Genomic DNA, 13658 nt, shown 5'->3' on the forward strand with positions numbered 1-13658 from the left:
ACCGCCGTGGCGACGGAAGATCAGTAGGATAGGGCAGGTTTTGGAGCGATACGGACTTTGTGCCGTAGCGACGGATGGGCCTTTACAGGCCGGCCTCCACGGCGAGCCGGATGAGGTCTGCCGTCGTATTCAAACCGAGCCGATTCATCAGAATGGCGCGGTGCATCTTGACGGTTTTCTCCGCCAGATTGAGCTCTGCAGCGATCTGTTTGTTGAGCAGGCCGTTGGCAACACACTTGAGCACCTGACCCTGCCGCGGCGACAGGGCCTTGACCATTTCCGCCGCGCGAATGCGGCGCATGCTCGACGGTGTCGCCGCTGCGGGATCGATCTCGAGTTGCGATCCCAGAAAATACAGCAACGCGTCCTGCTCGTCGTAGATCGGCGCGACGAGAACGGCGTTGCGGAATGGCTGGCCGTTGCGCTTGTAGTTGAGGATCTCGACAAGCACCGGGCGATGCTCGCGAACGCCGCGGCGGATTTCTTCGGTCAGCCATGGTTCGGTCGCCGGCCCCGACAGGAAACGGCAGTTCCGCCCGACCACCTCGTCGGCGGGATAGCCCGTCAAGTCGCAAAAGGCGGTGTTGCACGCGACTATGGGATTATCCGGAAGCCGGGGATCGCTGATGACCGACGGTATCGGGCTGTCGGTCACGAGCCGGACATGACGGTTCTCGATGGGAAGGATATTGGTCACTTGGGCCATGTCAGCAGCGTGTTGCCATCATCGCTAGGGTCATAGCGGCGGCGCGATGCGATGACACCCGAATTAACGGCCGGTCGGTCAATACCGGGCGGTTCAATTTGGGGATCGTGGGAACGTTTTCCATCTCCCGGATGCGGCGCCAGTTGAGGCGTATGAAGCAAACCGCTCGAACGTTTCGAAGCACCAACAAAAGTGGCGACCGAGCGAAGCTGAAGAGGCGTATCGATGCGCCGCGGTCTGCGCCGCTGGCCATGCGGGTCCCTTCGACATCGCCCGGGCCGACACCGACAGCGAGCGGCTTGGGGCTTGGGGCTTAAGCGGTAATCCGCGTTCAGTGGCCGATAGGATTGAGCGCCACGATACTGCCGCCGGCCTGCTGCAGCCTTGCAAGATAGGTGGCGTGATCGACGATCTGATACGGGAAGTACAGGCCAGGAGGGGTTGGAGCAGCACCGTCGAGCCCGCCCAGCCGCTCGAGGATCATGCTGACGCCGAGCGCGGTCAACGGCGCCGCCCCGCCCGGATGGAAAACCGCATGGCGCGTGCGCAGCCGGTTGCCCTGCGGGTCTTCGCCGGCCAGCTCGATGATGATCTCGGTCGACATGGCTTCGCCGCGCCGGCGGCTCGAAGTGACACCATTCGCGATGTTAAATTCCACATTGGGGGCGCCCGTTTCCGTTGCGAGGCCGACGACATCGATGGAGGAGAAACCCGACGCCTCCATCCGCGTGCCGTCGATGGCGTTGAACACGGCCTTTGCCTCGTCGTCGCTGCGCCAGACATAGGCGCCATCGCGACGTGTGAGTGCGGCTGGCAGCATGCTGGCAAGGCGCTCAAAATCCTCCGAGACCGCCGGGCCAGGCTGCTCCTCATCGTCGACCAGCGCGCCGATGCTGATGTGATCGAGTTGCTTGAATGCCTTTGCGCACAAAAGCGTCGCAATGGTGGTCGCGCCGACCAGCCATTCGTAGCCGAGCACGATCGCCGCAGCGTCCGGCTTGTGCATATGGATCGCGATTTCGGGCGCGATCTCGTAAATGCCGGACGAGATACCGAGATGCGGAATCCGGCGGCGTTGCGCGAAGCGCAGCCCGGCGAGGCGGTCGTCCGCATAGAAGACGGCGACCGCCCGCACGCGGCGGTCGCCGAGCCCGAGATCGTCCGCCCGCGGGTCCAGAATCACGCCTTCGGCGTTACCGATCACCTCGGCTGCCTTGCGGCTTCTCGCCAGGTCGCGCCCGCCCACCAACACCGGCACATCGGGGTGAACCGCGCGCAGCGCCTGAATGGTCTGGCGCCCGATCGCGCCGGATCCGCCCATGAGAAGAATGGGATCTGCAGTCATTGGCTCATCTCCATAACCTGTCTATATAACCTACCGATGGTAGGTTCGCGCCTTAACCTACTATTGGTAGGTTGTGCAACAGGAGAGCGGATGGACACAAACGATCAGGCTGCGCCGCAGGTGTCAGCGCGCAGGCTTTCCAGGGCGGACCGACGACGTCAGTTGCTCGATACCGCGTTGCGGATCATCCGCGAGGAAGGCGCGGATCGGCTGACGCTGGGGCAACTGGCGACGCGTGCCGGCGTTTCGAAACCGGTCGCATATGAGCATTTCGGTACGCGGTCGGGCCTGCTCATCGAACTCTACCGGTGGATCGACACCGAGCGGGTGAATGCCTTCCGAAATGCGATGGCCACCGGCGAACAGGATCTTGGGGAAACGATCGCGGTTCTGGCTGCTGCCTATATCCACTGCGCCGCAGACATGACGGACGAGTTCCATATCGTCGGCGCCGCGCTCGCAGGCAGCGAAGAAAAGGCTGCGGTGTTCCAGGAGTTGCTGGATTATTCGGTGCAGATGTTCGTTGCCGTGCTCAAACCCTTCAATGTCCTTCCGGTGACGGCACTTGAGCGCCGTTGCATCGGTCTGGTCGGCGCAGGAGAGGCGCTGTCGGCCGCAATCGTGCGCCAGACGCTGCCGAAGGACGAGGCTGTCGCCGTTTTTGCGGCGTTGATCCGGGGGGCAATGACCGCTCCGGTGCAGGGCTGAGTGCGCTTTGAGGAGGAGGGTCGGATGGCTGGAAACGACGGAGACGATATTCTCGCGATGCTGCACGCGCGGGACGCGGCCACCGCTCGCGGGGATGCGCGGCGACAAGAAGGGGAGGGGCCGATGGACGCCTGGAACCGCAGGACCATCGTGCTGCGCCGAGGCGATGATGGATTGCGCATCGTCCATGAGCATAGGTCCTATCCGATGGAGAAGGACGGCAGCGGACGGGCAGCGACCGACCTCAAGGCATCGGGCGAATGATGGACGGTGATTTCACCCGCCGGAGGCTGATGCGGCTCGGCTCGGCCATCGCATTGCTTCCGCTTTGGGCGCAGCAGGGTGCCGCTGCCGCTGCCGCTGCCGGCCGGAGAGATCAGGCAGCGATGCACCGCAAGGGAGATCCCGAGGCAATGAAAGACGATGATGCCAATGCCGGGCCCAAATCCAGGGTGATCGGCATCGTGCTGTTCGACGCATTCGAAACGCTCGACGTCTTCGGGCCGGTCCAGATGTGGGGCAGGCTGCCAGACCATCGTCTGATGTTCGTGTCGCAGGATGGCGGCGCGGTCACCTCCGCGCAGGGGACGGTTGTGAACGCCGATGCGTCTTTCGCGTCCGCCCCCCAGTTCGACATATTGATGGTGCCCGGTGGTATGGGGACGCGGCCGTTGGTGAGGGATGGGGCGCTGCTCGATTTCGTTCGCCGGCAGGATCGCGCGACGCGTTGGACCGCGTCGGTCTGCACCGGGGCAGCCATTCTCGCGCGCGCCGGCCTGCTCGACGGGCGTGAGGCGACGACGAACAAGCTGGCGTTCGACTGGGTGGCCGGCCAATCCGACAAGGTCCGTTGGCAGCGCAAGGCGCGCTGGGTGTTCGACGGCAAATACGCGACCTCGTCCGGCGTATCGGCTGGCACCGATATGGCGCTTGCGCTGGTCGAGAAACTGTATGGCCGCAAGGCGGCGGAACACGCGGCGACGATCGCCGAGTATCGGTGGCATGACGATGCCGCCGATGATCCCTTCGCATCATCCTGATGTCCCGGTGATGATGATCCAGATGGGCCTTCTCGGAGCGCTGATCACTTTCGCGCCCGCACCGCTTTATGCGCCGCATTTGGGAACGACGCATGAATGGGGGCTGTCGCCGTTTGAAGATCAGCAACTCACCGGAATGTTGAGCAACTTCACGCAGGTGCCTTTCCAGAACCGCAGGCGCCTGACCCGCGACAAATGTCAGCCAAAAATGTTCGAAATGTCAGCCGAAAATGTTCGCGATCAGGAGCGTGTCCGCATACTCTTTGACCTCGACGACCTTGCCCCGCCGAAGGGTGAAGAGCATGTGGTACTGGTTTTCGTAGACCCTGCCGTCCGTCAGGTCGGCGTGGGACCGGATCTCGGCCGCGACCCTGTTCCCTTCGGCGACCATGCCGATGACGGTCATCTCAAGGCCATCCTTCATGTAGCCGAACAGATTGTCCCAGATGCGCTCCATATCGGCTTTCGACTTGGTGCCCGCGCCTGAGAACAGACGAGGCTGGCCCAGAATCCACCAGGTCGCATCCTCACTCATCGCGTCCGTCAGCTTGGCTACGTCAGCGTTCCTGAAATGGGCAAGGTAGTCTCGCACCGTCTGCTTGTTGTCCTTGAGGCTCATAACCGGCTCTTTCTGTTGCCAATGTCACGGAAAGCCCATGTTGACGGGCCTCCGCCATGCCTGGTTCGGTTCAGATCCCGAACGGAAGCTTCTCACCGCGCCACCTGGTCGCGCGCAGGAACTGCTCCCAGCTCAGGGAAGCCTGGTTCAGTCGACGACTCCATTCGAGGTCGTGATCGGCGGCGAAGTAGCCGTACTCGACCGCGTATTCGACCATGCCGACCAGTTCATCGACCAAAAGCTCGTTGGCCGCAAAATCGGGAAAATAGTGCAGCAGGCCTTCCCGGCTATAGGCGTTGCGGTATTCGGCCTCGATGCCGGTCACGCGTTGGAAGGTCTCCACCATCTCACGAGGTGAGATGATGTCTCCGACGACCGGGAGCGTTGCGCCGTTGTACCGATCCGGATTCGAGAATATCTCGAGCACTGCCGGCCCCGTAGCCGTAAGAGGGTCCACGAACGGCGCCCGGAAATCCTCGGGGAGGTAGATCGGCATCAGCAGCTTGCCACCCTCCATGCGCGGGACGTAGTATTCGAGAAAGTTCGTATAGAAAAACGCGAGCATCACGAATGAGTGTGATACCGCCAGGCTACGGATATAATCTGCGACACGGGCCTTGCTGGTGAAATGCGGAGCCGGCTTCTTGCCGTCTGTGATCTTCTCGACATCTTCCAGTGTGCTGAAGACGATATGACTCGCACCGGCATCTACCGCTGCATCGGCGAGTTGCTTGCCGAGGGCGTATTCCACATCGTCCTGCGGATTGCTCTGCGGCGTCATCAGGTAGACGCCGTCCGCACCGGTGAATGCGGTAACGAGCTCTTTGTGGTGGCCCAGGCCTGGTGGGACAGTCGCGATCTCAGCGCCGAGCTTTTCCAGGCTCTGCGCCTCCCTCGAGTCCCGGTTGCGCGTGAGGGCCCGGACCCGGAAGCGGCCACTTCCCAGCAGCGTAACCACGACGCTGCGCCCCTGTTTGCTGGTCGCACCGTAAACCGCGATGAGCGGCTTGCCGTTTGCAGGCGTGGTCGCTCGCAACCCTGGTGCGGTGCTCGCACCCGCGTTGCGGGCGGCTCTTTCATCGAGTTGGCCCATCGTCATTCTCCTGTCTTTGAATGCTGCGCAACGGCGCCCCGAGCCGCATCCGCGGCCGCGTGAGGCTTGGTCATGAAGAGGACGTGGCTGCCCTCGATCTCGCTGGTCCTGGCGCCGATCCGACGGGCGGTGCTGCGCAGCAACTTGGGATCGATCGCACCGTCTTCGGTCGCCACGACATACCAGTTCGGCTTCGAGCGCCATGCGGCAACGGTGACCTTCGCCTTCAGCGCCGCCATCGCGACCGGAATCTGGGAATCCCCCAGGAAGGCGGCGTCCGCATCGCTCGCATCGGTTGCGAACCCGGCTTTGAACTTGTCGCCGTTCGGAAACGCCAAGCCGTCCGCCTGCTCCTCCGGCGCGAAATTCGCCGGCGGCGCCACCTCGGCATATTGGTCGAGCGTCGATTGGCCGATCTCCGGGGCGAAGGCGGCGACGTAGACGAGGCCGGCGACCTTGGGGTGAAGCCCGGCCTGGGTGATCACGCTGCCACCATAGAAATGACCGACGAGGATGGTCGGTCCGTCCTGGCGCGCCAGCAGCCGGTTGGTGGCGGCGACATCGGCGTTCAGGCCGGTCAGCGGGTTCTGGACGATGCTGACCTTGTATCCGCGAGCGCTAAGCCGGTCATCGACCCCGCGCCATCCCGAACCGTTGGCAAAGGCCTCGTCGACAATGACGACGTTGCGCACGGGCAGGGGCTGTTCGGCGACTGCGCCCGACCCGGCGAGAACGGCTGCTGCGAGGAATGGAGCAAGCTTCGTCATGACATTCTCCTTGCAGTGATGAGGGCGGCTCGTGGGCAGTCGGCATCGGATCTTCGCGGTAACCTGAACTTGAGGTCGGATTGTCCTCGCTTCCGAGACTGAGTTAGTTCATGCATATCACCTTGAGAATTCGCCGTTGAAGCAAATGACTGATGCAGATCATGCACGAAAAATCCGGTGGGCAGCTCGATGAGATCGAGACCTTTGCGGCCGTTGCCGAGCATGGCGGCTTCGCGGCGGCAGCCCGTGTTCTCGGCAAGGACCCCTCAGTTCTGTCCCGCCGGATCGATGCGCTGGAACGGCGTCTGGGTGTACGGCTCCTCGCGCGGACGACCCGCAAAGTCGCTCTGACCGAGGTCGGTGCAGCCTATCTGCGGAAGGTCAGGATCATTCTTGCGGAGCTGACCGTTGCCGACCTTGAGGCAGCCGAAGGCGCGGCTCGCCCGCGTGGCCTGCTGCGGGTGACCATGCCGAGGACCTTCGCGCGGTTCTGGGTCGTGCCTTGGCTACCTGCGTTCCTCCGCGAGTACCCCGAGATCGAGATCGAACTCCAGCTTGGCGACCGCTTCTTCGACCTGGTTGCAGAAGGGTTCGACCTTGCCATCAGGTTTGGTGGTCTCGCCGACAGCTCGCTGACCGTGCGTCAACTTGCATCCTTCGAGACGGTCCTTTGCGCCTCGCCTGCCTATCTCGCCGAGGCTGGCACACCGCACACGCCCGGGGATTTGCAGAACCACCGCTGCCTTGGGCTGACCGTGCCGAACTTCTGGCCCGACTGGCGTCTTCGCCGCGGCGAGGAACGCGCCACGGTGCACGTGCCGAGTCAATTTCGAACCGACGACGGCGGCAGCATGATGTTGGCAGCACTCGAGGGAGGCGGTATCATGCTCTCCGCAGAATGGTCTTGCGGTAGACATCTTGCCGAGGGCCGTCTCGTCCGCGTCCTTCCGGACTGGAGAATGGACCACGAGGGCAAAGCCCAGATCGTGCTTCCGCCAGGACGGCTCGTGCCTGCCAAGACGCGCGTCTTCATCGAGCGGGTGGTTGCCGAGTTCAGCCCATCGGCACCTTGGGCCCGCTAGTTATGTTACCAGCCTGCGTGTTGTGGCGCTCCCCCGGGCTCTGCACACAATCGACCACTGGCAGCTGCTGTCCTGCCAGCTCGTCCGACACGATGTCCGGTTCCGCAAGAACTGAGTGGTAGGCGGGAAGCCCGAAAACGGCCCAGTTGCCGTCGCCGTGCGTGGCAGCCGACCGACCGCAGGGTGGCAGGTTTTGGCGTGGAACCTGCCGCTGTACACGTCGCCCGGCGGCCGCCCGCCCCGCGGCGAGGATCAGCAAGCCTATCGTCGCGCCGGGCGATCAGCCACACCAGCCCGATCCGAACGCAATCTGCGGCGCTGCGCCGCAGCCGGCATCCTGCCACAGGACCGAGTTATGTGTTAAAAATCAATAACTTTGACCTCAATCAATGATAATTCGGCCGCCGTTTAAGATAAACTGAAATAAACATGTGCTTGTCGCCGTAACGATCCTCTCCGATACTGTGACCGGGATCACAGCATGCGCAGCCGCGCCGGGATCATTGGGGGCACGGCCGATGTCGTGGCGCAGCGGGAACGCACCCGAACCAAGGGGGAGGACAGCATGCGAGTCCATCGGATCGGCTTGCGCCCAGTGCCGCACCGCCCGTTCCCCAATGCCTTTTACAAGCGTGACGCAGGACGAAGGAGAGAAAAATGCCCACCTATAACGGAACGCCCGGCAATGACGTGATCGACGGCGACCAGGGCGGTCCCGCCCAGGACGTCATCAATGGCCTCGCCGGAGACGATGTGCTGTCCGGCGGCGATCTCAACGACACCCTGAGCGGCGGCGACGGTAACGACATGCTGGTCGGCGGCAGCGGCAATGACGTTCTGGTCGGCGGCGGCGGGGTCGACACCCTGTCCGGCGGCGACGGCGACGACGTGCTCGGCCTCACCTATATCGAGGGCATCTACGGGCCCGACGCCGGCGAGACGTTCAGCGGCGGCGACGGCGTCGACACCCTCGTGATCGAAGGCAACACCTATATCGACGGCTTCGGCCCGCCGCCCACCGACACCATCGACATCAGCGCGGTGATCATCGACGGCACGATCGAGCGGCTGCTGCTCCAAGCCGACTGGACCGAACTCGATTTCTTCATCTACAACTACAACCTCAAGCTCACCGCCACGCAGCTGGGCAATTTCTCGCTGATCGAGGCGTATAGCAACATCACGCTGACCACCGCCGGCACCGCCGACCTCGGCGGCGCGACGCTCTACATGAACGGCGGCAGCTTCAACCTCAGCGATGCCGGCAACAGCTTCATCCTCACCGGCGCGATCAACGGCGCCTTCGGCAGCACCGGCTTCGTGGTGAACGGCGGCGGCGGCGCCGACACCATCCTCGGCGGCCTCGGCGGCGACACGCTCTCGGGCCGCGACGGCGACGATGTGCTGAGCGGCCAGGAGGGCAATGACATCCTCGCCGGCGGCGCCGGTGCCGACCTGATGAGCGGCGGCGCTGGCGACGACCGGTTCGTCGTCGCCGCCGCCGCCGAGATCGCCGCGGGCGAGCAATATGACGGCGGCGACGGCACCGACACGCTCGCGCTGACCTTCAGCGGCGGCACCGCCGATCTCTCCGGCGCGAACCGCATCGAGCGGCTGACCGGCAACGGCCAGGCGGTGACGCTGTCGGCCGCGGGGCTCGACGGGCTCACCACCGTCACCGGCATCACCGCGATCACCATCTCGACCGCAGGCGTCGTCGACCTCGCCGGCGCGCAGCTCCAGGTCACCAGCTTCACCCTCGCGGCCGGCGGCAACACGCTCGACCTGGCCGGCCTTGCCACCGCCTTCACCGTCAACGGCGGCGCGGGCAACGACATCGTGACCGGCGGCATGCTGGGCGACACCTTGTTCGGCGGCGCCGGCAACGACCGGCTCAACGGCGGCGATGGCGACGATCTGCTCGTGAGCGGCGCCGGCACCGACATCGTGAACGGCGGCGCCGGCATCGACGCCGTGAGCTATGCGACCAATCTCGATGGCGCGGTCGTCGCGAACCTCGATACCAGCGCCGGCACCGACACACTGATCGGTATCGAGAACCTGATCGGATCCTCCTTCGCCGACGTACTGATCGGCGACGGCGGGAACAATGTGATCGATGGCGGCGCGGGCACGGGCAACGACAAGCTCGACGGCCGCGCGGGTATCGACACCGTGACCTATGCCAACGCCGCCGCCCGGGTGATCGTCAACCTCTCCGTCGCCACCGCGCAGTCGACCGGCGGCGCCGGCGTCGATACGCTGCTGGGCTTCGAGACGCTGATCGGCTCCGCCTTCGACGACCGGCTGACCGGCGACGCCGGCGTCAACACGCTGATCGGCGGCAATGGCGCCGACACGATCGACGGCCTCGCCGACAACGATACGCTGACCGGCGGCGCCGGCGACGACATGTTGCAGGGCGGCGACGGCAATGATGCGATCGACGGCGGCGTGGGCGCGGCCGACATCGCCTCCTATGCGGCGTCGGCATCGGGCGTGACCGTCGATCTCGCCGTCGCGGGCGCGCAGGCCACCGGCGCCGCCGGCACCGACACGCTGACCGGCATCGAGGGGCTGATCGGATCGGCGTTCGCCGACACGCTGGCCGGCACCGCCGGCGACAACCGCCTGACCGGCGGCCACGGCAACGACACCATCCGCGGCGATCTCGGCAACGACCTGATCGACGGCAGCCTGGGCGTCGACACGCTGGACTATTCGCTGGTCGGCGCGGGCGTGACGCTCAACCTGCTGAGCCAGGCGGCGCAGGACACCGGCGGCGCGGGCATCGACACAGTGCGCAGCATCGAACATGTCATCGGCACCGCATTCGACGACCGGCTGACTGGCAGCGACTATTCCAACATCCTGCAGGCGGGCGCGGGCAACGACATGCTGGTGGGCGGGCTCGGCAACGACACGCTCAACGGTGGCGACGGCATCGACACCGCCAGCTACGCCGCGGCGACCGCGGGCGTGCGCGTCAACCTCAACCTCGCCACCGCGCAATATACGGTGGGGGCGGCCACCGACACGCTGCTCGGCATCGAGGCGCTGATCGGCTCCGGCCATGATGACCAGTTCACGGGCAACGGCGCTGACAACAGCCTCGTCGGCAATGGTGGCAACGACACGCTGGTGGGCGGCCTGGGCGACGATATGCTCAACGGCGGCGCGGGCAGCGACACCGCGAGTTATGCGACGGCAACCACCGGCGTGGCCGTCTCCCTCGCGCTCGCCGGCGCGCAGAACACCGGCGGTGCCGGCACCGACACGCTGGTGTCGGTCGAGAATCTGGTCGGCTCCGCGCAGGCCGATACGCTGACCGGCAGCGCGCAGGTCAACAGGATCAGCGGCGGCAACGGCAATGACGTGATCGACGGCGCCAGCGCCGGCGACATCCTCGATGGCGGCGCCGGCAACGACCTGCTGAAGGGCGGCGTCGGCGACGACCTGATCACCGGCGGCACCGGCAACGACATGATCGACGGCGGCGCCCAGATCGACACGCTGAGCTATGCCGCCTCAGGCTATGGCGTCACTGTCAACCTCGGCCTCACCGTCGCACAGGCGGTCGGCGGCGGGCAGGGCACCGACACGATCCTCAATGTCGAGAACCTCCTCGGTTCGGCGCTGGGTGACACGCTGACCGGATCGGCACTCGCCAACAACCTGACCGGCGGCGGCGGCAGCGATGTGCTGGCGGGCGGCGCGGGCAACGACCACTTCGTCTACCTCGCCGCCGACGACAGCGGCATCGGCACCGCCGCCGACCGCATCCTCGACCTCGCCGCCGGCGACATCCTCGACCTCGCGCTGATCGACGCCGACGCCACCACCGGCGCGGCCAACGAGGCCTTCACGCAGGTCGCCGCCTTCACCAATGCCGCGGGCCAGCTCACCCTGGCGTTTGACGCGGGCAGCAACACGACGACCCTGCTCGCCGACACCGACGGCAACGGCACCGCCGACTTCGCGATCCTGTTCACCGGCGACGTCACCGCGCTGACCGGCACCTGGGTGCTGTAGGCCGCGCCTGGGCACCCCCTGCCGCCATCCCGAAAGGGGATTCGGGATGGCGGCAGGGGGGAGGGGTGATGCGCGGTGTTCGGTAGCGCCCGGAAGGGGCGCTCCGTGGCTATCGCCCTCGCCCGCAAGCTGGGGCGGCGTTCGCGATAGCCTGCGCCGAGTGCCATGATCATGCGGAGAGATCGCTTGGAGTGGTCTACAGATCGCGGGCAGGCCGGGCTCAGCCAGGCTCAACTCGCATCCCTTGCCGGCATGCGCCCGGAGCCCGCATATGGCCGATCTTGCTCAGATCGGCCTTTGCCGTCTCGCCGCGCGCCGGGGGTCATTTTTCCCCGTGGTAGGTCCCGAAATATTTAACGGGCGACCACGCCGGAAGGACCTCGGGAAGTTTTGGCGATTGATCGCTATATTCCTGCGCACCGAACACGACCTTGCCGTCCATGACGGTCAGTACGGCGGACACCGATTTTATCTGCTCTTCCGGCACCGTGAAATAATCCCTGTCGAGCACCACGAAGTCGGCCAGATTCCCCGGGGCGATGGCGCCGACCTCGGATTCTGCATTCATGAACCATGCTGCGCCACCGGTGAACAGTTTCAGCGCCTCGGCGCGGGAAAGGCGGTTCTCCGTTGCGAGAACCTCCGATCCGGAGACGGACTTGCCGGACACCATCCAGCTGATTCCGACCCAAGGATTGAACGTGGCTGCTCGGAATGCGTCGGTACTCATGGCCAACGGAATCCCGCTGTCCACGAGCGGCCGCAGGCGCGGCGTCTGCAACGCCTTTTCGCGACCATATGTCTTGATGAAACCGTCGGCGTGCAGCGCCATTTTGGCGTCCACGGCGATACCGCCGCCCAGCTTCTTCACGCGATCGATGTTCTCGGGGCTGATCGTCTCGGCATGTTCGAGGCTCCATCGCAAGCCATCGAGCGGGATCGTTTCGTTCACCTTCTCCAGAGCGTCGAGAAAGGGGGAGATGTTCTCGTTGTAGCTGATGTGCATACGGAACGGGATGCGTCGCTGCACGAGCTTCATCACATCCTGCTCGACGAAGCGCTTCATCTTCTCAGGCGCGATGATGACCGCCGGACGATCGAAATTCTCATGATCATGCACGTCGCCGCTCAGAACTTCCCCGGCCCCTCGATATTCATGGCCATGGGCCAATGTGGGGTGCAGATTTTGTCCCGGGCTGATCGGCGCCGTTTTCGTGATCGCCTCGATCTCCAGATCCACCATATTCACCGATCCGCCGTTGCCGAGCTGCAAATCCACAAAAGGCATGCGGACGTTGAGGCGGTTGTCGCGCGCCAGCACATTCACCCTTGCCTGAGCCTTCGGATATGCCCACCTGCCGCCATTATCGATGATCGACGTTACGCCGAACCGGTTCAGTCCCCGGATGCTGTAGACCAACGAACTCACTTCTTCGTCGAAGGTGGGTTGCGGCACCATGGTCTCGAGGGCGAGAAACACCCAGGTGTAGCCGTGGACCACGCCGGTCGGGGTGCCGCGGCTATCCTTTTCGAACTCGATGTCCGGCAGTTTGGGGAACCGGTCGGTGCCCACGCCAAGCGCGTCCATCGCCGGCTTGTTCAGGAAGGCGCGGTTATAGGCATATTGCACGATCATGGGGCGATCGGGCACGGCCTTGCGCAGTTCGGCCAGCGTGGGAAAGCGGTTCTCCTTGAACTGGTAGGGAGACCAGCCTCCGATCACCTTGACCCATTGTCCCTCCGGTGTGCGGCTGGCCTGCTCGCTCAGCATCGTCAGCGCCCGACTCAGCGTCGGCACGCCATCCCATCGTATATTGTAGGTATAGGCCAGGTCGTTGAGGACGTGCGTATGCGCATCGACGATGCCGGGAATCAGCCTGCGGTTGTGCGCATCGATCAACCTGGTCCTGGAATTTCTCAGCGCCAGTATGTCCGCATCGGGACCGACGAAGTAGATGCGGCCGTTCTTGACCGCCAAAGCGGAAGCCTCGGGCTGCGCACGGCTGCCCGTGAAGATCTTTGCGTTGAAAACGATAAGGTCGGCGCCAGCCTCATCCTGCATCGATTGGGCCTGGACAGCGCAGAACGACGACATCGTCAGGAATGCAATGGCTATCTTCTTTATCATATATCCTCGCTCAGCTAGGTTTTTGAAACAGGGTCAAGCGGAAGCCGGTGCTCAGCGGGCGCCTACGACACCGGATGAAGTGCGGCGCCAGTAAGACGCAGCGTTCGCGGACGTTGAAACCGCGGTCCGTCGTGCGTG

11 protein-coding genes are annotated in these 13658 nt (G+C 64.5%); 5 read left to right on the plus strand and 6 right to left on the minus strand.

Features of this window, described 5'->3' with window-relative positions; genetic code table 11:
• Window positions 1–82: 82 nt before the first annotated feature.
• Both NX02_RS05685 and NX02_RS05690 read right to left on the minus strand, forming a co-directional pair.
• Window positions 83–706: a LuxR C-terminal-related transcriptional regulator gene (locus NX02_RS05685; protein ID WP_025291231.1), complete on the minus strand. Its 624-nt coding sequence runs from the start codon at window positions 704–706 to the stop codon at window positions 83–85.
• A gap of 331 nt (window positions 707–1037) precedes the next feature.
• A complete protein-coding gene (locus tag NX02_RS05690) occupies window positions 1038–2051 on the minus strand; it encodes a hypothetical protein (protein WP_025291232.1) in 1014 nt (337 codons plus the stop codon).
• Window positions 2052–2213: 162 nt separating this feature from the next.
• Between NX02_RS05690 and NX02_RS05695 the strand changes: the two genes are divergently transcribed.
• From NX02_RS05695 to NX02_RS05705, 3 genes are read left to right on the plus strand one after another with little or no spacing between them, the layout of a single operon-like run.
• On the plus strand, window positions 2214–2759 hold the full coding sequence (locus NX02_RS05695) for a TetR/AcrR family transcriptional regulator (protein ID WP_039996426.1): 546 nt from the start codon (window positions 2214–2216) through the stop codon (window positions 2757–2759).
• A 24-nt stretch (window positions 2760–2783) separates the two neighbouring features.
• Window positions 2784–3023 carry a nuclear transport factor 2 family protein gene (locus tag NX02_RS05700; RefSeq protein WP_158013931.1) on the plus strand — a complete coding sequence of 80 codons (240 nt, stop codon included), beginning with the start codon at window positions 2784–2786 and terminating at the stop codon, window positions 3021–3023.
• Window positions 3020–3799, plus strand: coding sequence for a DJ-1/PfpI family protein (locus NX02_RS05705; protein ID WP_211258292.1), 780 nt, complete (start codon window positions 3020–3022; stop codon window positions 3797–3799). Before NX02_RS05700 ends, NX02_RS05705 begins: the two co-directional genes overlap by 4 nt.
• 220 nt (window positions 3800–4019) lie before the next feature.
• On the opposite strand, the gene NX02_RS05710 is transcribed toward NX02_RS05705, so the two are convergent.
• From NX02_RS05710 to NX02_RS05720, 3 genes are all read right to left on the minus strand, one after another.
• Window positions 4020–4418 (minus strand): nuclear transport factor 2 family protein, encoded by a 399-nt coding sequence (locus NX02_RS05710; protein ID WP_025291236.1) that lies wholly within the window; start codon window positions 4416–4418, stop codon window positions 4020–4022.
• A gap of 70 nt (window positions 4419–4488) precedes the next feature.
• A complete protein-coding gene (locus NX02_RS05715; RefSeq protein WP_084717621.1) occupies window positions 4489–5511 on the minus strand; it encodes an NmrA/HSCARG family protein in 1023 nt (340 codons plus the stop codon).
• Window positions 5512–5513: 2 nt separating this feature from the next.
• A complete protein-coding gene (locus NX02_RS05720; protein WP_025291238.1) occupies window positions 5514–6278 on the minus strand; it encodes an alpha/beta hydrolase in 765 nt (254 codons plus the stop codon).
• A 152-nt stretch (window positions 6279–6430) separates the two neighbouring features.
• On the opposite strand from NX02_RS05720, the gene NX02_RS05725 reads away from it, so the two are divergent.
• The gene (locus tag NX02_RS05725; protein WP_025291239.1) at window positions 6431–7360 is read left to right on the plus strand and encodes a LysR family transcriptional regulator; all 930 of its coding nucleotides are present in this window, start codon (window positions 6431–6433) and stop codon (window positions 7358–7360) included.
• A 657-nt stretch (window positions 7361–8017) separates the two neighbouring features.
• Complete coding sequence (locus NX02_RS05730) at window positions 8018–11392, plus strand: beta strand repeat-containing protein (RefSeq protein WP_025291240.1); 3375 nt, start codon at window positions 8018–8020, stop codon at window positions 11390–11392.
• A gap of 322 nt (window positions 11393–11714) precedes the next feature.
• Here NX02_RS05730 and NX02_RS05735 read toward each other — a convergent pair whose 3' ends face one another.
• Window positions 11715–13520 (minus strand): amidohydrolase, encoded by a 1806-nt coding sequence (locus NX02_RS05735; protein WP_025291241.1) that lies wholly within the window; start codon window positions 13518–13520, stop codon window positions 11715–11717.
• Window positions 13521–13658: the final 138 nt, after the last annotated feature.

Source organism: Sphingomonas sanxanigenens DSM 19645 = NX02, assembly GCF_000512205.2.
Lineage (GTDB): Bacteria > Pseudomonadota > Alphaproteobacteria > Sphingomonadales > Sphingomonadaceae > Sphingomonas_D > Sphingomonas_D sanxanigenens.

What these genes read in the sequence shown, in the direction of transcription:
- NX02_RS05685 (WP_025291231.1), bottom strand. Translation starts at nt 706, where the DNA reads ATGGCCCAAGTGACCAATATCCTTCCCATCGAGAACCGTCATGTCCGG.
- NX02_RS05690 (WP_025291232.1), bottom strand. Translation starts at nt 2,051, where the DNA reads ATGACTGCAGATCCCATTCTTCTCATGGGCGGATCCGGCGCGATCGGG.
- NX02_RS05700 (WP_158013931.1), top strand. Translation starts at nt 2,784, where the DNA reads ATGGCTGGAAACGACGGAGACGATATTCTCGCGATGCTGCACGCGCGG.
- NX02_RS05705 (WP_211258292.1), top strand. Translation starts at nt 3,020, where the DNA reads ATGATGGACGGTGATTTCACCCGCCGGAGGCTGATGCGGCTCGGCTCG.
- NX02_RS05710 (WP_025291236.1), bottom strand. Translation starts at nt 4,418, where the DNA reads ATGAGCCTCAAGGACAACAAGCAGACGGTGCGAGACTACCTTGCCCAT.
- NX02_RS05715 (WP_084717621.1), bottom strand. Translation starts at nt 5,511, where the DNA reads ATGGGCCAACTCGATGAAAGAGCCGCCCGCAACGCGGGTGCGAGCACC.
- NX02_RS05720 (WP_025291238.1), bottom strand. Translation starts at nt 6,278, where the DNA reads ATGACGAAGCTTGCTCCATTCCTCGCAGCAGCCGTTCTCGCCGGGTCG.
- NX02_RS05725 (WP_025291239.1), top strand. Translation starts at nt 6,431, where the DNA reads ATGCAGATCATGCACGAAAAATCCGGTGGGCAGCTCGATGAGATCGAG.
- NX02_RS05730 (WP_025291240.1), top strand. Translation starts at nt 8,018, where the DNA reads ATGCCCACCTATAACGGAACGCCCGGCAATGACGTGATCGACGGCGAC.
- NX02_RS05735 (WP_025291241.1), bottom strand. Translation starts at nt 13,520, where the DNA reads ATGATAAAGAAGATAGCCATTGCATTCCTGACGATGTCGTCGTTCTGC.